Annotated in this window: 26 protein-coding genes; 17 read left to right on the top strand and 9 right to left on the bottom strand. The window is 62.8% G+C overall.

Translation table 11 applies throughout. From position 1 onward, the window contains the following. Window positions 1-307 precede the first annotated feature (307 nt). The 4 genes from MMW58_RS18450 to MMW58_RS18435 are packed head-to-tail and all read left to right on the top strand — an operon-like array spanning window position 308 to window position 2,673. Window positions 308-1,369, top strand: coding sequence for a DarT ssDNA thymidine ADP-ribosyltransferase family protein (locus tag MMW58_RS18450; RefSeq protein WP_241721801.1), 1,062 nt, complete (start codon window positions 308-310; stop codon window positions 1,367-1,369). A 4-nt stretch (window positions 1,370-1,373) separates the two neighbouring features. Further along, on the top strand, window positions 1,374-2,099 hold the full coding sequence (locus MMW58_RS18445) for a DarT1-associated NADAR antitoxin family protein (protein WP_159236501.1): 726 nt from the start codon (window positions 1,374-1,376) through the stop codon (window positions 2,097-2,099). 17 nt (window positions 2,100-2,116) lie between these two features. After that, a complete protein-coding gene (locus MMW58_RS18440; protein WP_241721800.1) occupies window positions 2,117-2,356 on the top strand; it encodes a hypothetical protein in 240 nt (79 codons plus the stop codon). Further along, complete coding sequence (locus MMW58_RS18435; RefSeq protein ID WP_241721799.1) at window positions 2,353-2,673, top strand: hypothetical protein; 321 nt, start codon at window positions 2,353-2,355, stop codon at window positions 2,671-2,673. Before MMW58_RS18440 ends, MMW58_RS18435 begins: the two co-directional genes overlap by 4 nt. A 378-nt stretch (window positions 2,674-3,051) precedes the next feature. Here the strand turns inward: MMW58_RS18435 and MMW58_RS18430 are convergent, their stop codons facing one another. Next, window positions 3,052-4,023, bottom strand: a complete 972-nt coding sequence (locus MMW58_RS18430) for a PDR/VanB family oxidoreductase (RefSeq protein ID WP_241721798.1) — start codon at window positions 4,021-4,023, stop codon at window positions 3,052-3,054. Between the two features lie 12 nt (window positions 4,024-4,035). Then, window positions 4,036-5,073, bottom strand: a complete 1,038-nt coding sequence (gene hpxD, locus MMW58_RS18425; RefSeq protein WP_241723754.1) for a molybdenum cofactor-independent xanthine hydroxylase subunit HpxD — start codon at window positions 5,071-5,073, stop codon at window positions 4,036-4,038. A gap of 127 nt (window positions 5,074-5,200) precedes the next feature. On the opposite strand from hpxD, the gene hpxR reads away from it, so the two are divergent. Beyond that, window positions 5,201-6,133 carry a LysR family hpxDE operon transcriptional regulator HpxR gene (gene hpxR / locus MMW58_RS18420; RefSeq protein WP_241721797.1) on the top strand — a complete coding sequence of 311 codons (933 nt, stop codon included), beginning with the start codon at window positions 5,201-5,203 and terminating at the stop codon, window positions 6,131-6,133. Between the two features lie 6 nt (window positions 6,134-6,139). Here hpxR and hpxO read toward each other — a convergent pair whose 3' ends face one another. Next, window positions 6,140-7,294, bottom strand: coding sequence for an FAD-dependent urate hydroxylase HpxO (hpxO, locus tag MMW58_RS18415; RefSeq protein ID WP_241723753.1), 1,155 nt, complete (start codon window positions 7,292-7,294; stop codon window positions 6,140-6,142). Window positions 7,295-7,624: 330 nt separating this feature from the next. Between hpxO and uraD the strand changes: the two genes are divergently transcribed. Beyond that, on the top strand, window positions 7,625-8,143 hold the full coding sequence (gene uraD / locus MMW58_RS18410) for a 2-oxo-4-hydroxy-4-carboxy-5-ureidoimidazoline decarboxylase (RefSeq protein ID WP_241721796.1): 519 nt from the start codon (window positions 7,625-7,627) through the stop codon (window positions 8,141-8,143). Next, window positions 8,140-8,466: a hydroxyisourate hydrolase gene (gene uraH, locus MMW58_RS18405; RefSeq protein ID WP_241721795.1), complete on the top strand. Its 327-nt coding sequence runs from the start codon at window positions 8,140-8,142 to the stop codon at window positions 8,464-8,466. Before uraD ends, uraH begins: the two co-directional genes overlap by 4 nt. A 27-nt stretch (window positions 8,467-8,493) precedes the next feature. Here uraH and guaD read toward each other — a convergent pair whose 3' ends face one another. After that, window positions 8,494-9,819 carry a guanine deaminase gene (guaD, locus tag MMW58_RS18400; protein WP_241721794.1) on the bottom strand — a complete coding sequence of 442 codons (1,326 nt, stop codon included), beginning with the start codon at window positions 9,817-9,819 and terminating at the stop codon, window positions 8,494-8,496. Between the two features lie 109 nt (window positions 9,820-9,928). Continuing rightward, window positions 9,929-11,425 (bottom strand): NCS1 family nucleobase:cation symporter-1, encoded by a 1,497-nt coding sequence (locus tag MMW58_RS18395; RefSeq protein ID WP_159236494.1) that lies wholly within the window; start codon window positions 11,423-11,425, stop codon window positions 9,929-9,931. Window positions 11,426-11,568: 143 nt separating this feature from the next. Here MMW58_RS18395 and MMW58_RS18390 point away from each other — a divergent pair, with 143 nt between their 5' ends. Genes MMW58_RS18390 through puuE form a run of 3 tightly spaced genes read left to right on the top strand, consistent with a single transcriptional unit; the run spans window position 11,569 to window position 13,991 of the window. Next, window positions 11,569-12,285 (top strand): GntR family transcriptional regulator, encoded by a 717-nt coding sequence (locus MMW58_RS18390; RefSeq protein WP_133597332.1) that lies wholly within the window; start codon window positions 11,569-11,571, stop codon window positions 12,283-12,285. Then, on the top strand, window positions 12,285-13,022 hold the full coding sequence (gene hpxA, locus MMW58_RS18385) for an allantoin racemase (protein WP_045854757.1): 738 nt from the start codon (window positions 12,285-12,287) through the stop codon (window positions 13,020-13,022). Before MMW58_RS18390 ends, hpxA begins: the two co-directional genes overlap by 1 nt. Before the next feature lie 24 nt (window positions 13,023-13,046). Further along, window positions 13,047-13,991 carry an allantoinase PuuE gene (puuE, locus tag MMW58_RS18380; RefSeq protein WP_241721793.1) on the top strand — a complete coding sequence of 315 codons (945 nt, stop codon included), beginning with the start codon at window positions 13,047-13,049 and terminating at the stop codon, window positions 13,989-13,991. A gap of 51 nt (window positions 13,992-14,042) precedes the next feature. Here puuE and hpxZ read toward each other — a convergent pair whose 3' ends face one another. Genes hpxZ through hpxW form a run of 4 tightly spaced genes read right to left on the bottom strand, consistent with a single transcriptional unit; the run spans window position 14,043 to window position 17,601 of the window. Continuing rightward, window positions 14,043-14,429, bottom strand: a complete 387-nt coding sequence (hpxZ, locus tag MMW58_RS18375) for an oxalurate catabolism protein HpxZ (RefSeq protein WP_123707362.1) — start codon at window positions 14,427-14,429, stop codon at window positions 14,043-14,045. Next, a complete protein-coding gene (locus MMW58_RS18370) occupies window positions 14,426-15,823 on the bottom strand; it encodes an AtzE family amidohydrolase (protein WP_241721792.1) in 1,398 nt (465 codons plus the stop codon). Before MMW58_RS18370 ends, hpxZ begins: the two co-directional genes overlap by 4 nt. Further along, the gene (hpxX, locus tag MMW58_RS18365; RefSeq protein ID WP_241721791.1) at window positions 15,820-16,008 is read right to left on the bottom strand and encodes an oxalurate catabolism protein HpxX; all 189 of its coding nucleotides are present in this window, start codon (window positions 16,006-16,008) and stop codon (window positions 15,820-15,822) included. Before hpxX ends, MMW58_RS18370 begins: the two co-directional genes overlap by 4 nt. A 9-nt stretch (window positions 16,009-16,017) precedes the next feature. Next, complete coding sequence (gene hpxW, locus MMW58_RS18360) at window positions 16,018-17,601, bottom strand: oxamate amidohydrolase (RefSeq protein WP_241721790.1); 1,584 nt, start codon at window positions 17,599-17,601, stop codon at window positions 16,018-16,020. 251 nt (window positions 17,602-17,852) lie between these two features. Here hpxW and hpxU point away from each other — a divergent pair, with 251 nt between their 5' ends. The 7 genes from hpxU (at window position 17,853) to hpxK (ending at window position 24,253) form a co-directional block, all read left to right on the top strand. Beyond that, window positions 17,853-18,692 (top strand): MurR/RpiR family transcriptional regulator HpxU, encoded by an 840-nt coding sequence (gene hpxU / locus MMW58_RS18355; protein WP_241721789.1) that lies wholly within the window; start codon window positions 17,853-17,855, stop codon window positions 18,690-18,692. Between the two features lie 212 nt (window positions 18,693-18,904). Then, complete coding sequence (locus MMW58_RS18350) at window positions 18,905-19,690, top strand: transporter substrate-binding domain-containing protein (RefSeq protein WP_133597343.1); 786 nt, start codon at window positions 18,905-18,907, stop codon at window positions 19,688-19,690. Window positions 19,691-19,699: 9 nt separating this feature from the next. Further along, entirely contained in the window at window positions 19,700-20,365 is a 666-nt protein-coding gene (locus tag MMW58_RS18345) for an amino acid ABC transporter permease (RefSeq protein ID WP_133597345.1), read from the top strand. Next, window positions 20,365-21,021: an amino acid ABC transporter permease gene (locus MMW58_RS18340; protein ID WP_166646134.1), complete on the top strand. Its 657-nt coding sequence runs from the start codon at window positions 20,365-20,367 to the stop codon at window positions 21,019-21,021. Before MMW58_RS18345 ends, MMW58_RS18340 begins: the two co-directional genes overlap by 1 nt. Next, window positions 21,002-21,742, top strand: a complete 741-nt coding sequence (locus tag MMW58_RS18335) for an amino acid ABC transporter ATP-binding protein (RefSeq protein WP_041144887.1) — start codon at window positions 21,002-21,004, stop codon at window positions 21,740-21,742. The genes MMW58_RS18340 and MMW58_RS18335 overlap by 20 nt, the downstream gene beginning before the upstream one ends. Before the next feature lie 10 nt (window positions 21,743-21,752). Then, window positions 21,753-22,994 carry a pyridoxal-phosphate-dependent aminotransferase family protein gene (locus tag MMW58_RS18330; protein ID WP_241721788.1) on the top strand — a complete coding sequence of 414 codons (1,242 nt, stop codon included), beginning with the start codon at window positions 21,753-21,755 and terminating at the stop codon, window positions 22,992-22,994. Beyond that, complete coding sequence (gene hpxK / locus MMW58_RS18325; RefSeq protein WP_241723752.1) at window positions 22,991-24,253, top strand: allantoate amidohydrolase; 1,263 nt, start codon at window positions 22,991-22,993, stop codon at window positions 24,251-24,253. The genes MMW58_RS18330 and hpxK overlap by 4 nt, the downstream gene beginning before the upstream one ends. Window positions 24,254-24,496: the final 243 nt, after the last annotated feature.

Below are 24,496 nucleotides of genomic sequence, written 5' to 3'. Positions count from 1 at the left end.
TAAAAGCGCTGCGGCCCGATCGGCCGCCGGCGCTGACAGGGGCTTATTCTGCCTGATTGCTCAATGGCATGACGGGCTGCTGTTTATTACCGCGTATCTGGTGATAAAAATTAGCCATATTGATGACTCTTGAGTTCACCCAATGAATGGATTACCGTAGAGCGCGCCTGTTTATTGCACGCTCCGTGCCTCCGACGACCGGCGTAAAAATACTAATAAGATAATCCTTGCCCGCACCCATTATCGGGGAGACGGCGCTGTTCATTTTTACACACAACAAAATCATAATGCGGCTGCTGGAGTTCATATGTGGACGGTGATTGGCATTCTAATTGTGCTGGCTGTTATTGGTAATTTAATAAAAAAGAAGGACGTTCCCCCTACTAAATCAGGTAGCCAACCGCCGGTCGTGCGGCCGCCGACGATCGTAAGGCCTGAGCCGCGCCAGCGAGAGGCAGAGCCGTTCCGCGAGGCGGCACAGCGGCGCAATTCGCTATTTAGTAATCTCGACGTCGTTAATAAAGAAAAGCCGGCGCTAAGTCGCGAGCCTGATAATGGCGCAGTGTCGATTACGATGACCGAGGCGCTGGCTATTATTATGCATGTCGTCGGCTTTAAGGACTATATGCTAACGCGCTACGCGATTACCGGGTTGACCCATTTGGCGCCGGACTATACATCTGATTTACACTACGCATTTATGCAGCAAGTTCCGGGCAAACCGTTCTATGCCATTCAGCAATTTAACTGGGCGCGGGCGATAGATTTTTCACAGATAAAACGCCGAAATATCTCTGCACTGTATCACTTTACGCACCTGGATAATTTAAAAGGGATATTTTCCTTAGGTATTATGACGCGCCAGCAAATTGAAAGTGCGGGCTACCCTTTTCATTATAATGACGAACTGCGGCTGGATGGGGTACGAGACTCAATCTCTCTGTCGGTGGGGCATATTAATAATAAAATGCTCTACAAATATTCTCAGGGGTTAAGCCACGGCGATTGGGTGATTTTGAAGATCAAAAAAGAGCTAATCAGCGGACCGACCCAGCCCTCATTTGATTTTTCACAGCTGCTTAACCGGGCCGTATTCTGCAAAAGCAACGCGGCGTCGAATGCGGTGAGGGCCGTCAGCCTCGGCGAGCGTAAAAAGCATACGGCGTTTCAAACCATGTTTGTCGGGGATAATGACGAGGAGTCCGGGGATCGCCCGCATGATATCCAGGCGGAAATTCTCTATCTTGGCAATATTTCCCCCGGGTTTATCAGTGAGGTTATTTTCTACAGCGCCGATAATATTCCTTTATGGCTACGCGAGAGTCCGGTGATAATCACGGTCGATCCTTCTCGTTTTTCTTTCAGGTGAATTTATGGCCGTACGCCCCGTGTTTATCCCGAGAAGCCAGGGGGATACCCTGGTTGATATCGCTAACGTTGATTTCAGCTGGTCTGCCGGGCTGGCGGTGGCGCAAAAGCAGAAATCAATTGCCTCCCTGCACGAGAACTATCGGCTACATGCCCCGGATGCGGAAATTCTTGAGGTATCGAGTAAGTCCACGCAGACCCTGGGCCGGGAGCTGAGCGCCTTTAATATGGGCGTGCAGAGCAGCGGCGGACAGTTTATTAGCGTGGAATCGCTGTTTCAGTCTTCGAAAGTATTTACTGACAACGGGGTGGTGCGTGGGCCTTTCCGCGAACTGATGCGCATGTCGCCGAAAGAGGCAAAGCGTGCGGAGCAGCTAAAAACATCCGGACGACTGGCGCACTTTTCCTTCCAGCCGAACGAACAGCGCGCGGCCATCATCTGGGAATTAGAACCGAAAACCGCTTTCTACGACTGGCTGTACCTCAATGCCCTTAACCATTCGCCGATTAAAGAGAGGGTGCTGGAGTACTCGGCGTTTACGGATATTGAATTCAACCCGGAAAAATCGGTGAATTGTCAGGCCTACTCGGTGGCGCTGTGGTGCGCCCTGAGCCAGCGTAAGCTGCTGGCGAACGGGATCCCGCCGCGCGACGAGTTTATTGCGCTGATCGAGCAATTCACGATTTACAACACCAGCGACGGCGATCTGCGCAATATGCGCCTGTTTTAAACTATCAGGAGGCTCTTATGGTCAGGCGACTCCCTGGCACGTTTTTCCCCCCCGACTCGGCAGCAACGGACGCCTTTACCGATATTCCCGCCGAGCGGCGACGGGAGATCCGGGCAGAAGTGCAGCAGGCGTACTTCGACCGCGTGAACGCGGTTAAAAAAGAGCTGGATGCGCTGAGCGTCGCCCAGCGTGAAATGTTTCATCGCCAGCTGGCAGAGACGCTGAGGCTGATCTCGGCCGGGGGAACTGAGCAATGAGTGAGAATAAAATACTGGCCGCCGTCGCCGAATCGCTGCAAAAAAGCAGCACCGCGATTAATCAAGCCAATAGCAAAATGGGCATGCTGGCGCGGGAGTTTCTCTATCGCTCAAAGCTTGAAAGCGAGCTGGCAGGGGAGCTTATTGCCATGGAGGCGGCGCTAAAATCGGTGCAGGAGAGTATCCGCAGGCAGGCGCAGCGCGAGGCGCTGGTGGCGGATTTAGACCCGCAGAGCCGCGAGACGTTTAACGCACTCTTTGCGCAAAACCATGCCCGCTTAAGCGACCTGCTGAAAAACGAAAAATCAGGCCGGTGACGGCAAAAAAAAGCCAGCCAAAAGCTGGCTGGCAAATACTCGGATAGTACTCAATTTTATAGTGGATGTTCAGAATGATCCCTGAGCACCGGTCTGGAAGCTGCGACAGGCAATATCCAGACAGCTGGTCAGGTTCGTCACGCTTATTGTGCGCCGGGAGAGATCGTCTCTTCCCCTCGGGCAGCAGCAGGCGTTTGGCGATGGCAAATTTGTCATACAAATATGGCGATATTTGATTCAGAAAGGAAATGAATAATTTTTATTAAAATTATTCGATTAGGGAATGATTGGCCGGCTTTTGATGGCTTTTAAGATTTGTCAGCGAGCAGGGCGCCAGCCTGCTCCACGGCAGCCCGGCGCTGGTGAAAAACGACCCCGCTAGAGATCGATCAGCAGGTTTGGCGAGCGGCTGCGGGAGCAGCAGAGCGCGATACGCTGCGCGGCGGCGGCTTTCTCCGCCGGGGACTGCACCGTATCCCGGTGATCGACCACGCCCTCGATCACCGGCGTGAGGCAGGCGCCGCACATCCCCATCTCGCAGGAGAGCGGGACCGTAACCCCCTGCTGCTGGAGCACCTGGGCGATAGTCTGGTGTGCCGGAACCGGCCACCGCGCGCCCGACGAGGCGAGGGTGACGGTAAAGGTATCGGCCTCGCCGCTGACGTCGGCGACCGCCGGGGTCGCCTGAAACGCTTCGCTATGGATCTGCGCCTCCGCCCAGCCTTTTGCCGCCGCGACCTCGCGCGCGCAGGCCATAAAATCCCGGGGCCCGCAGAGGTACAGAAGCTCTCCAGGCCGTGCCCCGGCGAGCGTCGTGGCGAGGTGCTGGCGCGGGCTTTGCCCCTCCTCAGAGCAGTAAAGGGCGCCGCTTCCCTGGCTGAAGCGCCGCGCCAGCGGGCGGATAAAGGCCGCGTTCTCGCGGCGCCTGACGTAATAGTGCAGCTCACAGGGCACGCCGTCCGCTTCGAGCTGCAGCAGCATCGCGTACAGCGGCGTAATGCCGATACCGGCGGCCAGCAGCACAACGCGCTCCGCGGGCTGCAGCGTAAACAGGTTGCGTGGGGGAGAGACGCGCAGCGTCTGGCCCGGGCGCAGCGCCTCGTGGATATAGCGCGATCCGCCCCGCGATTTACGATCCCGCGCGACGCAGATCAGATAGCCCTCTGCGCCGCTCGTCGGGCCGGTCAGCGAGTACTGACGCGTCATCCCATCCGGCAGATGGAGATCGATATGCGCCCCCGGCCGCCACGCGGGCAGCGGCTCCCCGCGGCCGGAGACCAGCCTGACGGCGAGGCTGGAATCGCCCTCGCGCCACATTCCGTCAACGACAACCTGCAGCAGTTCACTCATTTTCGCCTCCGCCTATACGAGGAAAAAGTCGCCAAAGCCCATCTTCTGCAGCCCGCGACGATAGGCAATCGAGCTGCGGTCGGCGGGAATATGCGCCTCAAGGGTTAAGTCCAGCGGCAGCCTCTCCGGCCGCTGGGTTTCGACCATCAGCCGGTCCTCCTCGAAGACGCGGAGATTGAACGCGTGCACGTCCGCGACCGGAACGTGCAGATCGAAGTTGCGCGCAATCGGGGCGAACATGCGGGTGACGCGCGACGATACCGGCGAAGCGGCGTTCATAATCACCAGCCGGGCCTCGCCGGGGAAGTGGATGGTCAGCGTCGCGGTGAAGGGCAGGTGCATCTCGAAACGGCGCAGCCACTGAAACCCCTCCGGCGCGCGGAATCCGGCGCTGGCCGGATAGTTGCCGACCGAGCTCCAGTAGTCGGCAATAAAACCAAAAGACGTTTCCTGCGGGCTGTAGGCCGGCACCTCCTGATTATCCGGATCGGCGAAGGTATCGGTATGGATCCACGCGAAATGGGCAACGTCGAGAAACCCCTCCACCTGGCGGCCGGCAAAGCCGTTGACCTCAAACGCCGGGCAGTTGATCTGCTGAAACCCCTCATCGTGCCAGTGCGGCATGGTGGGCAGCGGCATCGGGTTCTCTGGGTCGAAGGCCATGCACACCCAGATCAGCCCAAAGCGCTCCTCCACCGCGTAGTGGGTCAGGTGGAGCCTGGCCGGCACCGGCTGGTCGGGGCTGGAGGGGATCCGGTTGCAGCGCCCCTCTTCGCCGAAGCGCAGGCCGTGATAGGGGCAAATAATCCCTTCGTCGTCGTGAGAGCCGAGGGTCAGCGGTACGCCGCGATGGGGGCAGACGTCGCGGGCGACCACCACCGAGCCTTTAATCCGGTAGATAACCAGCGGTTCGTCCAGCAGGGTCGCCTTCAGCGGGGCGCCGCCGACGTCCTCGGCGCGGGCGACCGGGTGCCAGCATTTCGCCAGCCGGAGCCAGTCGTCCGGCTCGAAGGTGCAGCGGGCCGGTGGGGTGGGATTGGTTCTGTTCATCATGTTCCTTCCTGCTCACGGAAAAGCATTTGTTTAATTGTTGTGAGTTTATTGTTGTCATATTAGGGTGTTGACATCCATCGCCATTAATTCACTAACCCGTTGCAAAAAAGAGAACAGGGGGAATATGAGTCCGTTTTCGCGTTTCGCTATCTATTTCGCCGCGGTGGCCCGCAGCGGCAGCCTGCGCCGGGCGGCTGAAAAGCTGCATATCTCGGCCTCGGCGATAAACCGCCAGATCCTGCAGGCCGAAGAGGAGTTCGGCACGCCGCTGTTTGAACGGCTGCCGGAAGGGCTGCGCATGACCACCGCCGGAGAGCTGCTCTATGACAACCTGCTGCGCTGGCAAAAGGAGTTTCAGCTTACCCGCCAGCAGTTTGACGAGCTGCAGGGGCTAAAGCGCGGCAGCGTCAGCATCGGCATGGTGCAGGCGCTGGCGGAGGGCAGCTTTGCCGCGGCGCTGGCCGATATCATTACCGGGTGGCAGTGGCTGGAGCTCAATCTGCGGGTGGCGGATAGCCACGCGGTGAGCGAAAAGGTTCGCCAGGCCGACGTCGATTTTGGCCTGATCCTCGATCCGGAGGGCCAGGCGGGGCTCAGCGTGCTGGCGTTCGTCGAGCTGGAGATGGGGGTGGTGATGCGCCCGGACAGCCCCCTCGCGCAGGCGGCGACGCTGTCGTTAGGCGATCTCAGCCAGCAGCGGCACATCGTTCCCGGCGCGCCGCTTATCGTGCACGATCGGGTGGCGATGCTCTATCGGCACTACGATTTTTCCCCGGCAAACGGCATCAGCTGCAATGATATTCGGCTGATTAAATCGCTGGTCCTTAAAGGCAGCGGCGTAACGGTGCTGAGCCTGCTCGACGTGCTGGATGAGGTAAAAAGCGGTCAGCTGGCGTTTATCCCTTTGCGCAACAAGCTGCTGCGGCCGCTGACCCTGGCGCTGTGCACCGCGCCATCGCGCCAGCTCTCTCGTCCGGCGCAGATGGCGATTCAGAAGCTGACGGCGGTGATGGAGGCGATGCGGGCCGTCGGCGAAAGCCGGGAGCCGCAGCCCTGAAGGCGGCTAGCCGAGCGGGCCGCCCTGGATCGTCTCGCACAGGCCGTTGATAATCCGCTCACCGCTCTCCTCCTGCAGCTCCCGGTACCAGGCCTCAGTTAGCGCCATCTCCTTGCCGTGGGTGATATCGCAGCGCTTTCGCGCTTTCAGGATCAGGTCGCGAACCCGCTCGCAGCGCCGGGCTTCGTACTGGCGCAGCGCGGCGACAATATCCTTGCCGTCGCGCAACGCTTCGCCCAGCACCACCGCGTCCTCCAGCGCCGCGCAGCCGCCCTGGCCGATATCCGGAGTGGTGCTGTGTCCGGCATCTCCCAGCAGCGCCACCTTCCCGCGCACCAGGCGGTCGAAGGGCTCAATATCGTGAATTTCGATACGGTTGGTGGTGGCCGGATCGAGGCGGGCGATCAGCTCCTGCACCGGCGCTGCCCAGCCGCTGAAGTAGCGGCTAAGATCCGCCTTCAGAGTGCTACGATCTTCCGCCAGTCCGGCCGGCAGGGGGACGTCAAAGAAAAAATAGAAGCGCCCCCTGGCGACCGGCATCAGCGAGACGCGCTTGCCCTCACCGACAAAGGTGGTCCACTGGTCGGCGGGGGCGATGGCCTCGTCAATCTCCACCAGACCGTTCCAGTTGACGTAGCCCGCGTAGCGCCGTTCGGGCGTAAAGCCAAGCACGTACGGGCGCAGGGCCGAGTGGCTGCCGTCGGCGGCAATCAGCATATCGCCGCGGGCGGTGGTTCCGTCGCTAAACCATACCGTCACGCCGTCGTCGTCCTCCGCGACGCGGGTGGCCCGTTTACCGAACCGTACCGCATCGCAGCCCCAGAAATTGAGCATCTCGCCCTGCAGTTCGCTGCGTGAAACCGGGCAAGGGCGGCCGCCGGTGCGCTCGACCAGCGGAGCAAGGCTAAAGCGGGTCAGGGTTTTGCCATGCCGGTGATCCTGATAGGCCATATAGCGCAGCGGCCCGCCGTAGGTCTCGGTGATGTCGCCCATGCCCAGCAGGTTCATGCACTTCACCCCGTTGGGCCAGATTGAGATGGCGGCGCCAACCGGCTTAATCTCCTGCACCGCCTCAAACACCTCGCAGCTAATTCCGGCCGCTTTCAGCGCGACCGCCGCGCTCAGGCCGCCGATACCGGCACCCATCACTAATGCTTTCATCATCTTCTCCTGTGGCATGCGTTGTGAAGAGCGGAGCAATTTGCGTACCAGCTTGCCGGCGGGCGCGACAGGGGCGTCTGGCGGAGGCGTTGGCGGGGAGGATGCGCTAAAGTGGTGCGTTATTGGGCAATAATTGCCTTTTATTGCATCAAAAATTGTAAGTCTGGCGATTGCGAATCGAGCGTTTCACCCGCCCGCGGCATCCGGACCCGCACCGAGGGAATGTGGCCTGCTTTGTGCAAGCCGCTTTATGTAAGCTGATTTGCGCAATACTGCGCTAACGTGATTAACGACGGGCCGCATTGGCCGTTTGGTATAAGGAGCGACAACATGTCCGAAGTGGCCGCGACGATCGCGATTGAGGACTTTAACCGCCTGGACGATGAGGCGGCCCGCGGCCTGCTGCAGCCCTGCGTGGCGATCCCCGCCTGGGCCACGATGCTGGTGCAGGGCCGTCCCTATCCTGACTGCGCCGCGCTGCTGGCCGCCGCGGAGGAGGCCGCGCAGCGCTGGGGGGAGGCCGAGCTGGATCGGGCGCTGAGCGCCCATCCGCGCATTGGTGAAAAACCGGCCGGAGATCGGGGCCATGCCGCGCTGTCGCGGCACGAGCAGGGGGCCATCAATGATGAAGATACGCTCCTCGCTCAGGCGTTGAGGGAGGGCAACGCCCGCTACGAAGCCCGCTTCGGGCGGGTCTTCCTGATCCGCGCCAAAGGCCGCAGCGGGGAAGAGATCCTGCAGGCGCTGACGCAGCGGCTGAACCACGACGAGGCGGAAGAGACGCGGGCGGCGCTGGCGCAGCTGCGCGAAATTACCTTATTAAGACTGACGGGAGTCATAGGCGAATGAATACGTTGAGTACCCATATTCTCGATATCTCCAGCGGCAGGCCCGCACAGGGCGTGGCGGTGAACCTGCTGCTGGGCGGGCAAACGATCGCCAGCGGCCTGACCGATGAGCAGGGCCGCATTGCCCTGCTGGCACCCGGCATGCTGACCGCCGGGCGCTATCGGCTGGTGGCGGAGATCGGCGACTGGTTTTCGCGCGACGGGCGGGAAACGCTCTACCTCAAGGCGCAGATCGATTTTGCGATCGCCGAAGACGCCGATGAGCACTTCCACCTGCCGTTTTTGATTGCCCCCGGCGGCTGGTCGACCTATCGGGGGAGCTAATTTTGCGTTCTGGCCCGGCCCGGGGCGTCAGCCCTGCTGGTGCCAGACGCGCTCGCCGTTGACCCAGGTCTCGCTGATATTGCGCTCGTCGCCGAGGGTCATCAGCACAAACAGCTGCTCGTAGATATCTTTGCAGCGTCCGATGCGCAGCCGCTGCAAAGGGGTGGCGGCCGGGTCGATAACCACGAAGTCGGCCTCTTTTCCCGGTTCGAAGTTGCCAATTTTATCGTCAAGGCGCAGCGCGTGCGCGCCGCCGAGCGTGGCGTGGTAAAAGGCCTCGCAGGCGGGCAGGCGATAGCTCTGAAGCTGGGCAACTTTATAGGCTTCCCCCAGCGTGCGCAGCATGCTGAAGGTGGTTCCCGCCCCGACGTCGGTGCCGATGCCGATCCGCACCCGCTGCTGCCAGCTGGCGGGCAGGCGAAACAGGCCGCTGCCGAGGAACAGGTTTGAGGTTGGGCAGAAGGCCAGCGCGGAGCCGGTTTCGTGCAGGCAGCGCCACTCGGCGTCGGCGAGGTGAATGCCGTGCGCAAATACGCTGCGCTTGCCGGTCAGCCGGTAGTGGTGATAGACGTCGAGATAGTGCTCATGCTCCGGCCACAGGCTTTTCACCCACGCCACCTCGCTGAGATTTTCGCTCAGATGGGTGTGCAGCCAGGTATCCGGAAACTCCTCCCTCAGCTGCTGAATGGCCGACAGCAGCTCCGGCGTGGAGGTGGGGGCAAAGCGCGGGGTAATGGCGTAGCCCAGGCGCCCGCGGTGGTGCCAGCGCTGGATCAGCTCGCGGGTTTGCCGGTAGCTCTGCTGCGCCGTCTCCGTCAGATAATCCGGCGCGTGGCGGTCCATCATCACCTTCCCGGCGAGGAGCCGCATATTCAGACGCAGCGCTTCGCTAAACAGCGCATCGACGGACTCGGGATGCAGGGTGCAGAACACCAGCGCGGTGGTGGTGCCGTGGCTGAGCAGCTGGTTGACAAAAAAGCGAGCGATCTCCGCGCTATAGGCCTCGTCCGCGAACTGGCTTTCGACCGGGAAGGTGTAGGTGGTTAACCACTCCAGCAGCTGTTCGCCGTAGGCGCCAATCATCTCCGTTTGCGGATAGTGGACGTGGGCGTCGATAAAGCCCGGCAGCAGCAGCCTGCCGCGCAGGTCGGTGTATCCCTTGTGCGGATGGAGAAACTGCTCTCCCTCCTGCCACGGCAGCAGCGCCTGGATCGTGCCGTTCTCAATAAACAGCAGGCCGTCGGCAAGATAGCGCGCGTGGCGGGCGATATCGTCGGCGCCGTCGGCGACCCGGGCGATATCAAAAAACGCCCCGCGAATTGCAGCATCGTACGACTTGATGGTTTCCGCCATGTTGGCTCCCTGTTGAATCGCGCATTGAGCAAAATTTAAAGCAATATTGATGCCAGCCGTCGCGGTGGCGGGGTATGCCGCGCCGGGGGGCGCGGCCTGGGTGGGGAGATTACTCTTTCTGCGCCACGGCGCGGGCGTCATAGCGCGTGGCGACGACGGAGGCGCGATCGTCGCGGGCAATCCAGCGGTAGGCGGCGCCGCTCAGGAAGACGCCGATAAACCAGCTGAAGTTGGCGACCTCATGCAGGGCGGGGATAAAGCTGATAACCAGACCGATAGCCACGGAGGGCACCAGCGCGGCAATAGCCTTCGGGTTAAAGCCGTTGCGATACCAGTATTGTCCTTTCGGCGTGTCGTCAAACAGATCGTCCACCGAGATTTTCCCGCGCTTAATCAGGTAGAAGTCGACCAGCAGAATGCCGAACAGCGGGCCGATAAACGCCCCCAGCACGTCGAGGGTGTAGTGGATAAGCTCCGGGGAGTTAAACAGGTTCCACGGGGTGAGCAGGATTGAACCCACCGCGGCGATCATCCCCCCGGTACGGAAGCTGATTTTCTGCGGCGAGCAGTTGGAGAAGTCGAAGGCCGGGGAGACGAAGTTGGCGACAATGTTGATCCCGATGGTCGCGGTGATCATCGTCAGCAGGCCGATGGCCACCGCCAGGTCGTTGCCTACGCGGCTCACGGTCTCAATCGGGTCGGTTATCATGCGGCCGAACAGCGACTGCGTCCCGGAGACAATCACCACGGTAACGATAGAGAACAGCAGGAAGTTAAACGGCAGGCCCCAGCGGTTGCCGCGGCGGATTTCGCCCATGCTTTTGCCATAGCGCGAGAAGTCGCCAAAGTTAAGCAGCGGGCCGGAGAAGTAGGAGACCACCAGCGCGGTCGCGGTGATCATCTGCCAGGTTTGCTCCCCGGCGCTCAGCGACTTGCTGGCGAGGGTAAAGGAGATCCCGTCGAAGCCGGTCTTGTATACAATCCAGCCCGCCAGCGCCAGCATCACCACGTAGACCGCCGGACCGGCGATATCAATAAAGCGCTTGATGGCGCTCATCCCGTGCCAGAACACCATCGCCTGCAGCAGCCACATGGTGGCGAAGCACAGCCAGCCGAGATGAGACAGCCCGAGGAAGCTGCTCGCGGTGAGCGTCGCCAGCGACGGCCAGAACTTTAGCATCACCAGCATCAGCGCGTTGGCGGCCAGATAGGTCTGGATCCCGTACCAGGCAAAGGCGATAAGCCCGCGGATCACCGCCGGAATATTGGCGCCGAAGACGCCGAACGCCTGGCGACAGATCACTGCATAGGGCACGCCCGCCATCTGGCTCGGCCGGGCCACCAGGTTGGCGCACAGCTGAACGATACAGATGCCGACCAGCAGGCACAGCAGCACCTGCCAGCTGGCTAAGCCCAGGGTAAAGAAACTCGCCGCCACGACATAGCCCCCCATGCTATGCACGTCCGACATCCAGAAGGAAAAGATGTTGTACCAGCTCCAGTTCTGGTCGCGCGTCGGCGCCAGATCCTCGTTGCACAGCCGTGGACTGTAGCCGGCGCTGGAGCCCGCGGCCTTAACCTGATGCGTATTTTGTGAATGTGGCATGAAACCTGCTCCTCTTGATGAAACCCCTGAATATGGATTGCTGAGGCTGTTGCAGGAATTAGGCCAAAATAGTTAATCTTGTATGCAATATTTAATTTTTATGTATACAGTCTGATATCGAAACGTGAATACGGAGCCGGTTAATGAGTCACGAAAATAGTCTGCACGCCGCGCCAGGCCTGCAGGACAAGGATGAAGCCATCTATCAGGCGCTGATGACCGCCATCGTTGAACACCAGCTGCCGCCGGGCAGCAAGCTGCCGGAAGAGGCGCTGGCGGAGGTCTTTGGCGTCAGCCGCACGGGGATCCGCAAGGTGCTGCAGCGACTCGCCGCTGTGCAAATGGTCACCCTGACGCCCAAGCGTGGTGCACAGGTTGCCAGCCCCACGGAAGAAGAGGCGCGGGAGATCTTCCGCACCCGCGAGCTGCTGGAGGTCGCCAACCTGCCCGACGTGCTGGCCCGCTGCCGGCCGCCGCATCTGGCGGCGCTGGAGGCGATTATTCGCCAGGAGCAGCAGGCGCATGAGGCCTGCAACGGCCCGGCGGCGATCCGCTACTCCGCCGAATTCCATATTCAGCTGCAGGCGATCTCCGCCAACCAGGTGCTTACCGAGATGGTCACCCGCCTGAGCCAGCGCTCGTCATTAGCCGTTGCGGCATGGGGATCGCCGTGGCGACAAGGCTGCCGCTGCGACGATCACGGGCAGCTGGTCGGGCTGCTGCGCGCCGGGGAGCTGCAGCCGCTGAGCGAGGCGCTGACCCACCACTTTGCCCATATCGTTGCCAGCCTGCGCTTTGACACCGCGGGCGTTTCCCTGCCCGATTTCGCCCGGCTGTTTGCCGGCTACAAGGAGTCGTAATGTCCTCTGTTTGTATACAAGTGATCAATCCCAACACCAGCCGCGCCATGACCGAGACCATCGGCGCCGCCGCGCGAGCGGCGGCGGCGCCGGGAACCGAGATTCTGGCGGTCTGCCCGACGGAGGGCGTGCCCTCCATCGAAGGGCACTTCGATGAAGCCATCGCCGCGGTCGGGGTGCTCGAACAAATTAAGGCCGGGCGCCAGCAGGGGGTCTCGGGTCACGTGATCGCCTGCTTTGGCGATCCGGGGCTGCTGGCGGCGCGCGAGCTGGCGCAGGGGCCGGTGGTCGGCATCGCCGAGGCGGCGATGCATATGGCCACCCTGGTCGCCACCCGCTTTTCCATCGTCACCACGCTGCCGCGTACGCTGATTATCGCCCGCCACCTGCTGCACCAGTATGGCTTCTACCACCACTGCGCCGGGCTGCACGCCATCGATCTGCCGGTGCTGGCGCTGGAAGACGGCAGCGGCCGGGCGCAGGAGCAGGTACGTCAGCGCTGCGTTCAGGCGCTGAAGGAGGACGGCTGCGGGGCGATTGTGCTGGGCTGCGGCGGGATGGCGACGCTGGCGCAGGAGCTCACTCGCGAGCTGCGGGTGCCGGTCATCGACGGCGTCAGCGCGGCGGTAAAAATGGTCGAGTCGCTGGTGGCGCTCGGCCTGTCGACCAGCAAGCAGGGCGACCTGGCCTTCCCGGAAGCGAAAGATTTAGGCGGCAGGTTTCAGTCATTTAACTGATGGTGATGAGTAAAGAGGTGGGAGATGGATCAGCAGTCAGCGCTTTTTAATCAGGATTACCCTCGCGATCTGCGCGGCTATGCCGGCCAGACGCCGCGCGCGCCGTGGCCGCAGAATGCGCGTATCGCCGTACAGTTTGTTTTAAATTATGAAGAGGGGGCGGAAAACCACGTCCTGCACGGCGACGCGGGCTCCGAGCAGTTTCTCTCCGACATTATCGGCGCCGCCAGCTACCCTGACCGACATATGTCGATGGACTCGCTGTACGAGTACGGCAGCCGCGCCGGATTCTGGCGCATTCACCGCGAGTTCAGCCAGCGCGGGCTGCCGCTGACCGTATTCGGCGTGGCGATGGCGCTGGCGCGGCATCCCGAGATCGTGGCGGCGATTAAGGCCGCCAACTACGACGTGGTCAGCCACGGCTGGCGCTGGATCCACTATCAGCATATGGATATCGAGACCGAGCGCGCGCATCTGCAGCAGGCGGTGCAGGTGTTAACCGATCTCTTCGGCAGGCCGCCCACCGGCTGGTACACCGGGCGCGACAGCCCCAACACTCGCCGGCTGGTGGTCGAGCACGGCGGCTTTGATTACGACAGCGACTACTACGGCGACGATCTGCCGTTTTGGGTCGAGGTGCCGTGCGGCGACGGTTCACGCAGGCCGCACCTGATCGTGCCCTATACCCTCGATACCAACGACATGCGTTTTGCCACCGCGCAGGGGTTCAATACCGCGGAGCAGTTTTATACCTACCTCAAAGATAGCTTTGACGTGCTGTATGAAGAGGGGCGCGAGGCGCCGAAGATGATGTCTGTCGGCATGCACTGCCGCCTGCTGGGCCGCCCGGGGCGCTTCCGGGCCCTGCAGCGCTTCCTTGATTACGTCCAGCAGCATGAGCAGGTGTGGGTCTGCACCCGCCAGCAGATTGCCGACCGCTGGCGGGAGGCGTATCCGTTTCGCCGCTAGCCGATGGCCGGACCGGAGCCTGCTCCGGTCCGGTTGTACCGGCCGTTTTCGTTAGCTCATCAGGCTTACCTGAGCGGCGACAATGCGCCAGCCGAAGGGAAAGCGCACCCAGGTCTGCTGCTGGCGGCCCACGCGATCGCTGCCCTCGCGGGTGAACTCGGTGCTGCAGACCGCGTAATCCTCGCCGAAGCTGGTGATGACAGTGTGGCGCAGCTCGCGCTGGAGTCCGGCCGCCGGGCGGGCGGCGCGAAAGGCGCGGATCTCGTCGGCGCCGTAGAGATTTTCCCCGGCGCCGAGGCGCACCGTGCGTTTATCCTCCCAGAACAGCTCGTCGAGCACCGCGACGTTGTTGCTGACCAGCGCCTCTTCATAGCGATAAAAGGCGGCCGTCACCTCGGCCAGAACGCGAGGCCGGTTGATATTATCCTGATCGATCATGCTATTACCTCCGCAGGGCTGGCATCGGTAAGCCCCATCTCTTCCAGTACGCGCGCTGCCCGCAGGCAGGCCTGTTCATTAAACGGGGCGGCGATCAGCTGCAGGCCAATCGGCCGCCCGGCGGCGCTGCGCAGCGGCACCGTGGTGACCGGCAGCCCGACGAAGGAGATGGGCTGGGTGAGCATCCCCATGCTGGCGCGGACCGGCAGCTGCTGGCCGTTGATCTCCATGGTCTGCTCGCCGATGAGCGTGGCGCTGCGCGGCGTTGTCGGCGCGATCAGAATATCGGCGTGAGCAAACAGCGCCTGAAACGCCTGCCGGGCGTGGCGGCGAAAGCGCTGGGCCTGAATATACCAGCTCGCCGGAACCATCGCCCCGGCCAGCAGCCGCTCCCGGGAGTGGGGTTCGAAGCGCTCCGGCTCGCGGCGCAGCGCGGGCAGGTAGTGGTTGCCGCCCTCGGAGGCGCTGATGATAAACGCCGCCGAGCGGGAGAGCTCGGCCTCGGGGAACAGCAGCTCCTCGCGGGCGTCGAGCGCCTGCGCTACCCGGGCGACGGCGGCGCGGGCGTCGTCATCGCACCAGCGGCTAAAATAGCCGCCGAGCACCGCGCAGCGCAGGCCTTCCAGACCGCGCGGCAGCAGGTTGCTGGTGCGCTCGCTGGCCTTATCGGCCTGGAAACCGTCGCCGGGATCGCGCCCCTGCAGCGCATCGTAGACCGCGGCGAGGTCGCCGACGCTGCGGGCGAGGGGGCCGATGTGGTCGAGGCTGGCGACAAACGGATGGCTGCCGGATCGCGACAGGCGGCCAAAGGTCGGCTTGAGGCCAAAAATACCGCATAAGGAAGCCGGTACGCGGATGGAGCCGTTGGTATCGCTGCCGAGCGCGAACTGCACCAGCCCGGCCGCTACCGCCGCCGCCGAACCGCCGGACGAGCCGCCGGCGATGCGCGCCAGGTCGTGCGGGTTATGCGTCGCGCCGTAGTGGCTATTTTCGGTGGTAAAGCCGTAGGCGTAGGCGTCCATATTCAGCATCCCTGACAGCAGCCCGCCGGCGGCGTGGAGCTGGCGCACCGCCCAGCCGTCGGCCGCGGCGGGGGCGCGTTCGCTAAACAGCCGGGCGCCGGCGAGGGTGGTCTGTCCGGAGACGTCGAACAGATTCTTTACCGCGTAGGGGACTCCGGCCAGCGGCGGCAGCGGCTGCTTGCCCCGGCGCAGGGTATCAATGCTGTCCGCTTCGGCGAGCATTCGCGCCTCCGTCACCGTGGTCCAGGCGTTGATGTGCGGGTTGACCCGCGCAATGTCGTCGAGGGTCCGGCGGGCGATCTCCCGGGCGCTGAGTTCCCCGGCCTGCAGGGCGCGCTGGATCTCGCTAATCGTCATTTGGTTAAGCGTCATGCTTTATACACTCCGGCGATTTCCAGGCGTTCGTCGAGGGGGAAGGCCATCAGCTGTTCGGCCATGGCGGCGATGCGGCTGAACTGCAGCTGAAGCTCGGCGCGGCGGGCTTCATCCAGCTCCAGGCCGAGGATCTGCTCCATTTGTGCCAGGTACGTGCTCCAGTCGGGCGTCACTTTTTGCATGCTGAACTCCTAATAACCGGCGGCTGAGCCGTTGCTGCGCGGATCGGATGCCCCTTCGAAGAGGCCATTCGGATGACGGACGATGGCGCCGGCGTGGCCCATGGCCTCGCTGAAATCGTCCAGCACTTCGACCTCATGCCCCAGCGCCCGCAGGCGGGCGACGCTCTGCGGCGTAAAGCGGCCCTCCAGCTTCAGCGAGTCGGAGGTTTGTCCCCAGGTGCGGCCCAGCAGCCAGCGCGGCCGGGAGATGCTCTCCTGCAGCGGCACGCCCTGCAGGATGTAGCGGGTAAAGAGGGCGGCCTGAGTTTGCGGCTGGCCGTCGCCGCCCATCGAGCCGTACACCATCACCCGGCCGTCGCTGAGGCGGGCCGCCGCCGGATTAAGGGTATGGAACGGCTGCTTGCCGGGGGCCAGCGCCAGAAGATGCTGCGGATCGAGGCTGAACGAGGCGCCGCGGTTCTGCCAGACAATTCCGCTCTCCGGCAGCACCACGCCGCTGCCGAACTCATGGTAGATGCTTTGAATAAAGGAGACCGCCAGCCCGCTGCTGTCCATGACCCCCATCCACACGGTATCGCCGGGACCTTTGCCGGCGCCCCACGGGGCGGCCTGCCGGTCGCTGACCTGCTCGGCCAGCGCCTGCAGCGCCGCCGGTTCCAGCAGGCTTTGAATATCGACATCAAGGTGGCGCGGGTCGGTGATATGGGCGTCGCGCAGGCTAAAGGCCAGCTTGGTGGCCTCGACGATGCGGTGGACGGTCAGGGCCTCATCGGCCTCGGCCATCGCCAGGCGGTCGGTAATGCCGAGAATCGCCAGCGACACCAGCCCCTGGGTCGGCGGCGCGAGGTTCCACAGCTCGCCGTGCCGATGGGTCAGTTTGAGCGGCGCAGGGCGGCGGGCGCGGTGCTGGCGGAGATCGTCGAGGGTGACGGGCAGCCCGTACTGCGCCATGTCCTCGGCCAGGGTTTCAGCCAGCGGGCCGCGATAGAAGCTGTCCAGCCCCTCGTCGACCAGCCGCCTGAGGGTGTTGGCCAGCGCGGGCTGGTGAAAGCGGCTGCCGGCAATCGGCGGCTGGCCGTCAACCAGAAAGGTTTCGGCAAATCCCGGCAGAGAGAGGAGTTCATTAAGCTTGCCGGCGGTGGCGCTGGCCTGGGATTCGGTGACCGGAATGCCGCCGCTGGCGTAGCCGATAGCGTCTTCCAGCAGACGCGCCAGCGGCAGCGCTTTTCCGCTCAGGGAGCGCGACACGCGGAGCGCTTCGTCCCAGCCGCTGACGGTGCCGGCGACGGTCAGCGCGGCGCGCGGGCCGCGGTGCGGGATCTGCTGCAGGTCGGAATAGGCCTCCAGCGTCGCCCCCGATCCCGCCGCGCCGCTGGCGTCGATTGCGATCGGTTCCCCTTCCGGCGGGACGATGAGCCAGAAGCCGTCGCCGCCGAGCCCGTTCATATGGGGATAAACCACGGCGATGGTGGCCGCCGCGGCGACCATTGCTTCGATTGCGCTTCCGCCTTCGCGCAGCACGGCAAGCGCGCTTTGGCTGGCCAGGTGATGGGGGGCGACCGCCATCCCGCGGGTGGATACATGACTGTGCATTCGTTGTCCTCGTGACGCGATGTATTCTCTCAGAGTGCAAAAGCCGTTCCACTTCTGAACCCAAAGTTTCATTCCCTGCCGCCGGCGCTTTTTGCCGGAGTGGCACGCATCGTGAAAGGAAGGGTATTCAACGTCATGCGAGCCGCAGATCGGGCATAAATAGCGACAACAGCGCGAGACGCATCGCCAGCGCATAGGCAAGGTGGAGTATGACGGGTATAGTGCGATGAAACAAAAGTTACAGGGGCCTTATGCAACAGCTTGATGAACGACTCAAAGGGCAGTACGCCTCCCTGTCGCCCCAGGAGCAGCGGGTGGCGGATTTTATTTTCGATCACTTTGATGACCTGATCAGCTACAACAGCGCCGAGCTGGCGCAGCTGAGCGGGGTGTCGAAAGCGACGGTGAGCCGCCTGTTCAAGCGGCTGGGCTACGAGAAGTATAAGGATATGCGTGACGAGCTGCGCACCCTGCGCCAGAGCGGGATGCCGCTGACCGATAACCGCGACGCGGTGCAGGGAAACACGCTGCTGGCGCGCCATTATAAGCAGGAGATGGCCAACCTGACCCAGTGGGTCAACGACCTCGACGCGCGCCAGTTTGCCGAAGCGATTAACGCGATGGTGAGCGCCGAACGGGTGGTTATCGTCGGCATGCGCAACGCCTATCCGGCGGCGCTGCACCTGCGCCAGCAGCTGCTGCAGGCGCGCGGTCAGGTGCAGGTGCTGCCGCAGCCGGGGCAAAGCCTGAGCGAGGAGCTGGTGGATCTGTCGGCCAGGGATGTGGTGGTGGTGATGGCCTTTCGCCGCCGCCCGCGGCTTATTCGGCCGCTGCTGCTGCAGCTCCAGGCCCGCGGCGTGCCGGTGCTGCTGATGTGCGAGCCGCAGGCGCACGGCCTGTTTCCGCTGGCGTGCTGGCAGCTCTGCGCGCCGCTCGATAGCGTCTCGGCCTACGATAGCTACGCGTCGGTCAACAGCCTGATCAACCTGCTGGCCAACGCTTTTCTGCATGAGATCCTCGATAAGGGCCGCCCGCGCATTCACGATATTGCCACCCTTTATCAGCAGCTGGACGAGCTCGAGCAGCGATAATGGGGCGTCAGTCTGGTGCTTTGCATTATTTTAGTGCGGGTTTCCGGCGGTGAGAGAGGGCGATATTGCCGCGCATTCTCTCTCTTCCTTGTTTCATCACTCTTTTATGGCATCTTCCGCCTCGGCAGCGGCGCGGCGCATATCTGGCACATTAGTTGCAAAAGTTTATTTAAAGAATCTTTTGTTTCATACTAACGTAACGGGTAAACATCATGAAAAAACTGTTGATCGCACTGGCCGGGGCCGCCTGTCTGTTTACGCAAATGAGCGCGGCCAGAGCCGACCAGCTGCAGGATATCGAAAAGCGCGGGGTTATCCGTATCGCGGTGCCGCAGGATTTCCCGCCGTTTGGCTCGGTGGGTACCGATCTTCAGCCCCAGGGCTATGACATCGATATGGCGCGCTACCTGGCGAAGCAGATGAAGCTCAGGCTGCAGCTGGTGCCGGTAACCAGCGCCAACCGGGTGCCTTACCTGCAAACCGACAAAGTGGATCTGGTTATCTCCAGCCTCGGCAAGAATGCGGAGCGCGAGAAGGTGATTGATTTCAGCCGCGCCTACGCGCCGTTCTTCCTCGGCGTCTTCGGGCCGAAGGGGGCCGAGCTGAAGGATGCGGCGGCGCTGAGCGGGAAAACCGTCGGCGTCACCCGCGGCGCGGTGGAGGACATGGTGCTGAGCGAGCTGGCGCCGAAAGAGGCGCAGATCAAGCGCTACGAGGATAACAACACCACGCTGTCAGCCTACCTCTCGGGGCAGGTGCAGTACCTGGCGACCGGCAACCTCGTGGTGGCGGCTATCTCCCGGCAAAATGCGCAGAAGGCGCCGGTACCGAGCTTTATGCTGAAAGATTCGCCGTGCTTTATCGGCCTGAAAAAGAACGAGCCGGCGCTGAAGGAGAAGGTGGACGCGCTGATTGAGCAGGGAGTTAAGGACGGCACGCTCAACGCGCTGTCGCAGCAGTGGCTGAAAGCGCCGCTGCCCGCAGGCTTTGGCGCATAGGGTCTGCGAATGACGGAGCAACTTCATTTTTCTGAGCTCTGGCCGCACTGGCCAGAACTGCTGGCGGGGCTGTGGGTTACCGTGCAGCTGACGGTGCTGGCGACGGCGGGCGGCCTGGCGATAGGCATTTTCGGCGCCGCCATCCGCAGCGGGCGGGCGACGTGGTTCAGCCGCATCTGGGGCGGCTACGTGGAGCTGATTCGCAATACGCCGTTCGTAGTGCAGCTGTTTTTTATCGTCTTTGGCCTGCCCAACCTGGGCTTAAAGATGACCGCCGGCGAGGCCGCGCTGCTGGCGATGGTGATCAACCTCGGGGCCTACAGTACCGAGATCGTGCGCGCCGGGATTCAGGTGACTCCCAGAGGGCAGTGGGAGGCCGGGCGCGTGCTGGGGCTGAGCCGCACGCAGACCTTTATTCAGGTGGTTCTGCCGCCGGCGCTGCAGCGGATTTATCCGGCGCTGGTGAGCCAGTGCATCATCGTGATGCTGGGATCGTCGGTGGTTTCGCAGGTTTCCTATGAGGAGCTGACCTTCGCGGCGAACCTGATCCAGTCGCGAACCTTCCTCAGCTTTGAGGTCTATCTGGTCACCACGGGGATCTACCTGGTGCTGTCGATAACAATGCGCCAGCTGCTGATGGCAGCGGGGCGAAAATGGCTGGGAGTACGGGCATGATGGCCACCTTTACCGACTGGGACATTATCCGCAATCTGCTGCTGGCCGGGCGCTGGACGGTGCTGCTGTCGCTGGTGGCGTTTCTCGGTGGCGCGCTGGTGACGCTGCCGCTGCTGCTGCTGCGCCTCACCGGCGGGCGCCAGGTCAGGCGGCTGATCCGCGGCTACGTTGAGCTGTTCCAGGGAACGCCGCTATTAATGCAGCTGTTTTTGGCCTTCTTCGGCGTGGCGCTGTTCGGCATCGACGTCTCGCCGTGGACCGCCGCGTCGATGGCGCTGACCTTCTATACCAGCGCCTTTTTACTCGATATCTGGTTCGGCAGCATCCGCGCGCTGCCGAAAGGGCAGTGGGAGGCCTCGCGCTGCCTGGGGCTGAGCTTCACCCAGACGCTGTGCCGGGTCGTTGCACCCCAGGCGCTGCGCATCGCCATTGCCCCGACGGTGGGCTTCGCGGTGCAGGTGATAAAAGGCACCGCCCTGGCGTCGATTATCGGCTTCGTCGAGCTGACCAAGGCCGGGACGATGCTGACCAACGTCACCTACCAGCCGTTTAAGGTCTTTGCGCTGGTGGCGCTGGGCTACTTCATTCTGTGCTACCCGCTGTCCCGCTACAGCCGCTATCTGGAGAACAAATTCAATGCCTCTCATCACCATTAATCAGATGCAGAAGTACTACGGCGACAACCACGTGCTCAAAGGCGTCGATCTGGATATCGATATGGGCGAGGTGATCTCGATTATCGGCCGCAGCGGGTCGGGGAAAAGCACGCTGCTGCGCTGCATCAACGGCCTGGAAGGGTATCAGGACGGCAGCATTAAGCTCGGCGGGATGACCATTACCGACCGCGATTCGCAGGCCCGCGAAATCAGCCGCTCCGTCGGGATGGTGTTCCAGAACTTTAACCTGTTCCCGCACATGACGGCGCTGGAAAACGTGATGCTGGCCCCGCGGCGGGTGCTGAAAAAGAGCGCCGCCGAATGTCGCGAGCTGGCGCGGCAGATGCTGGAAAAAGTGGGGCTCGGCGACCGCCTGGACTACTATCCGGCCAATCTTTCCGGCGGCCAGCAGCAGCGGGTGGCGATTGCCCGGGCGCTGGCGATGTCGCCGAAGGTTCTGCTCTGCGACGAGATAACCTCGGCGCTGGACCCCGAGCTGGTGGGCGAAGTGCTCAAGGTTCTTGAGCAGCTGGCCGCCGAAGGGATGACGCTGATCCTCGTGACCCATGAAATGAATTTTGCCCGTGAAGTGGGCGACCGCGTGGTGTTTATGCATCAGGGACGCGTCTGGGAGCAGGGCGACAGCAAGACGCTGTTCGCCAACCCGCAGACCCTCGAGCTGAAGCAGTTTATCTCCTCCGTGCGCGGCTTAAATCAATAAGGAATTAACGATGGATATTACTCAGTTTTCGCAAATCAACCCGCCGCCGCGCCTGCTGATGGGGCCGGGACCGATCAACGCCGACCCGCGCGTGCTGCGCGCCATGTCGAGCCAGCTTATCGGCCAGTATGACCCGGCGATGACCCACTATATGAACGAAGTGATGGCCCTGTATCGCGGCGTATTTCGCACCGATAACCGCTGGACGATGCTGGTAGACGGCACCTCGCGTGCCGGCATCGAGGCGATTCTGGTCTCCGCCATCCGTCCCGGCGACAGGGTACTGGTACCGGTATTTGGCCGCTTCGGCCACCTGCTGTGCGAAATCGCCCGCCGCTGCCGCGCCGAGGTCCATACCATTGAGGTGCCGTGGGGCGAAGTCTTCACCCCTGACCAAATCGAAGAGGCGATCAGGCGCGTACGCCCGCGCCTGCTGCTAACGGTACAGGGCGATACCTCCACCACCATGCTGCAGCCGCTGGCCGAGCTGGGCGAAATCTGCCGCCGCCACGACGTGCTGTTCTATACCGATGCTACCGCGTCGCTGGGCGGCAACGCCCTCGAAAGCGATGCCTGGGGGCTGGATGCGGTATCGGCGGGGATGCAGAAGTGCCTTGGCGGCCCGTCCGGGACCTCGCCCGTCACCCTGAGCGCGCGGATGGAGGAGGCTATTCGTCGCCGCAAGTGCGTTGAAGAGGGGATCCGCACCGAGGCCCATCTCGACGGCGTTGATGAGGCTATCTACTCCAACTACTTCGATCTGGGCATGATCATGGACTACTGGGGGCCGGAGCGCCTGAACCACCATACCGAGGCCACCTCGGCGCTGTTCGCCGCCCGCGAATGCGCCCGCCTGATCCTTGAGGAGGGGCTGGATAACGGCATTGCCCGGCATAAGCTGCACGGCGATGCGCTGCTGAAGGGGATCCAGGCGATGGGGCTGGAGACCTTCGGCGACCTCAGGCACAAGATGAATAACGTCCTCGGGGTCGTTATCCCGCAGGGGATCAACGGCGACCAGCTGCGTAAAATCATGCTCGACGATTTCGCGATAGAGATTGGCACCTCGTTTGGCCCGCTGCACGGCAAGGTATGGCGTATCGGCACGATGGGCTACAACGCGCGCAAAGATTGCGTGATGACCACCCTCAGCGCCCTGGAGTCGGTGCTGAACCACCTCAAGTTTGCCACCACCCAGGGCGCCGGCATGCAGGCAGCATGGGATCACTACCGCAGCGAGACGCCGCAATGAGCCAGGCGGTACGCCAGCAGGCGGAGTGGGCGCAGGCCGCGGCGCGGGTGATGGCGCGGGCCGACGAGCTGGCCGCGATCAGCGAAAGCGCGGATGCGCTGACCCGGGTCTATCTTTCACCGCAGCATCTGCAGGCTAACCAGCAGGTCGCCCGCTGGATGAGCGAAGCCGGGATGCGCGTCTGGCAGGATAGCGTCGGCAATATCTGCGGGCGCTACGAAGGTGAGCAGGAGGGAGCGGCGGCTATTTTGCTGGGTTCGCATCTCGATACCGTCCGCAACGCCGGGCGCTACGACGGCATGCTGGGGGTGCTGACGGCGATTGAGGTCGTACACCGCCTCTATCAGCAAGGGCGACGGCCGGCGCGGGCGATTGAAATTGTCGGCTTCTGCGACGAGGAGGGGACCCGTTTCGGCATTACCCTGCTCGGCAGCCGGGGTTTGACCGGCACCTGGCCCGAGGGCTGGCTGGCGCAGACCGATGCCGAAGGCACCAGCGTGGCGCAGGCGATGACGCAGGTCGGGCTCGATCCGACGCGGGTCGCGCATTCTGCCCGCCGGGTGGAGGAGATTGCTGCCTATCTGGAGCTGCATATCGAGCAGGGGCCGTGCCTCGAACAGGAGGGGCTGGCGCTGGGCGTGGTTGAGGCCATCAACGGCGCGCGCCGCCTGAACTGTCGCTTTCGCGGCGAGGCGGGCCACGCGGGGACGGTACCGATGAGCCACCGCCGGGACGCGCTGGCCGCCGCCGCCGAATGGATGACGCTGATTGAGAGCCGTACCCGCCAGCAGGGGGGCAACCTCGTGGCGACGGTGGGCACCCTGCACTGCGCGCCGGGGGCGGTTAACGTGATCCCCGGCGAGGTCACGCTGAGCCTTGATATTCGCGGCCCGCACGAAGAACCGCTGGAGGCGCTGCTGAATGCGCTGCTCGACGATGCGCGCAAGGTTGCCGCCCGCCGCGGCCTGCAGTTCGGCTGCGAGGAGTTCTACCGGATTGCGGCCACCGCCTGCGATGAGCGACTGCAGCAGGTGCTAAGTTCGGCCGTGTGCCGGGTGCAGGATCGCTCCCTGTCGCTGCCGAGCGGCGCCGGACACGACGCCATCGCGATGGCCGAACGCTGGCCGGTAGGCATGCTGTTTGTCCGCTGCAAGGGCGGCGTCAGCCATCATCCGGCAGAGTCGGTGACGGCGGCGGACGTTGCCCTGGCGATCGCCGCGTTTAGCCAGGCAACCCTCGCCCTGAGCGATATGACCTGACGCTCTTCCCCCCGCGTTGGTACGGGAAAGCCGGGGGGATGTGTAAAGAAATTAGCACTAAATGCTAAAAATGCCGCAGGCGATCGCTATACCATCCGCGGCACTGACCTCGTCGCCATGGATTGGTAGTCAGTTGGAAAAATTCCGCGGGGTCAGTCCACTCTCTTCCTCCACCGTTGGTTCCCCCCTTAGTGCCCCTGATTTACGCTGCCGCAGTGCGGGTTTTTTGATGTGCCGAATCTC

The organism is Klebsiella sp. HC6 (assembly GCF_022605325.1).
Taxonomy (GTDB): Bacteria; Pseudomonadota; Gammaproteobacteria; order Enterobacterales; family Enterobacteriaceae; genus Klebsiella; species Klebsiella terrigena.
The sequence above is the reverse complement of the archived record's forward strand: the minus strand, read 5'-3'. Positions and strand labels throughout refer to the sequence as shown.

Bases quoted from the DNA above. Each gene is read 5' to 3' on its own strand.
- MMW58_RS18450 (WP_241721801.1), top strand. From the start codon at position 308: ATGTGGACGGTGATTGGCATTCTAATTGTGCTGGCTGTTATTGGTAAT.
- MMW58_RS18445 (WP_159236501.1), top strand. From the start codon at position 1,374: ATGGCCGTACGCCCCGTGTTTATCCCGAGAAGCCAGGGGGATACCCTG.
- MMW58_RS18440 (WP_241721800.1), top strand. From the start codon at position 2,117: ATGGTCAGGCGACTCCCTGGCACGTTTTTCCCCCCCGACTCGGCAGCA.
- MMW58_RS18435 (WP_241721799.1), top strand. From the start codon at position 2,353: ATGAGTGAGAATAAAATACTGGCCGCCGTCGCCGAATCGCTGCAAAAA.
- MMW58_RS18430 (WP_241721798.1), bottom strand. From the start codon at position 4,023: ATGAGTGAACTGCTGCAGGTTGTCGTTGACGGAATGTGGCGCGAGGGC.
- hpxD (WP_241723754.1), bottom strand. From the start codon at position 5,073: ATGAACAGAACCAATCCCACCCCACCGGCCCGCTGCACCTTCGAGCCG.
- hpxR (WP_241721797.1), top strand. From the start codon at position 5,201: ATGAGTCCGTTTTCGCGTTTCGCTATCTATTTCGCCGCGGTGGCCCGC.
- hpxO (WP_241723753.1), bottom strand. From the start codon at position 7,294: ATGAAAGCATTAGTGATGGGTGCCGGTATCGGCGGCCTGAGCGCGGCG.
- uraD (WP_241721796.1), top strand. From the start codon at position 7,625: ATGTCCGAAGTGGCCGCGACGATCGCGATTGAGGACTTTAACCGCCTG.
- uraH (WP_241721795.1), top strand. From the start codon at position 8,140: ATGAATACGTTGAGTACCCATATTCTCGATATCTCCAGCGGCAGGCCC.
- guaD (WP_241721794.1), bottom strand. From the start codon at position 9,819: ATGGCGGAAACCATCAAGTCGTACGATGCTGCAATTCGCGGGGCGTTT.
- MMW58_RS18395 (WP_159236494.1), bottom strand. From the start codon at position 11,425: ATGCCACATTCACAAAATACGCATCAGGTTAAGGCCGCGGGCTCCAGC.
- MMW58_RS18390 (WP_133597332.1), top strand. From the start codon at position 11,569: ATGAGTCACGAAAATAGTCTGCACGCCGCGCCAGGCCTGCAGGACAAG.
- hpxA (WP_045854757.1), top strand. From the start codon at position 12,285: ATGTCCTCTGTTTGTATACAAGTGATCAATCCCAACACCAGCCGCGCC.
- puuE (WP_241721793.1), top strand. From the start codon at position 13,047: ATGGATCAGCAGTCAGCGCTTTTTAATCAGGATTACCCTCGCGATCTG.
- hpxZ (WP_123707362.1), bottom strand. From the start codon at position 14,429: ATGATCGATCAGGATAATATCAACCGGCCTCGCGTTCTGGCCGAGGTG.
- MMW58_RS18370 (WP_241721792.1), bottom strand. From the start codon at position 15,823: ATGACGCTTAACCAAATGACGATTAGCGAGATCCAGCGCGCCCTGCAG.
- hpxX (WP_241721791.1), bottom strand. From the start codon at position 16,008: ATGCAAAAAGTGACGCCCGACTGGAGCACGTACCTGGCACAAATGGAG.
- hpxW (WP_241721790.1), bottom strand. From the start codon at position 17,601: ATGCACAGTCATGTATCCACCCGCGGGATGGCGGTCGCCCCCCATCAC.
- hpxU (WP_241721789.1), top strand. From the start codon at position 17,853: ATGCAACAGCTTGATGAACGACTCAAAGGGCAGTACGCCTCCCTGTCG.
- MMW58_RS18350 (WP_133597343.1), top strand. From the start codon at position 18,905: ATGAAAAAACTGTTGATCGCACTGGCCGGGGCCGCCTGTCTGTTTACG.
- MMW58_RS18345 (WP_133597345.1), top strand. From the start codon at position 19,700: ATGACGGAGCAACTTCATTTTTCTGAGCTCTGGCCGCACTGGCCAGAA.
- MMW58_RS18340 (WP_166646134.1), top strand. From the start codon at position 20,365: ATGGCCACCTTTACCGACTGGGACATTATCCGCAATCTGCTGCTGGCC.
- MMW58_RS18335 (WP_041144887.1), top strand. From the start codon at position 21,002: ATGCCTCTCATCACCATTAATCAGATGCAGAAGTACTACGGCGACAAC.
- MMW58_RS18330 (WP_241721788.1), top strand. From the start codon at position 21,753: ATGGATATTACTCAGTTTTCGCAAATCAACCCGCCGCCGCGCCTGCTG.
- hpxK (WP_241723752.1), top strand. From the start codon at position 22,991: ATGAGCCAGGCGGTACGCCAGCAGGCGGAGTGGGCGCAGGCCGCGGCG.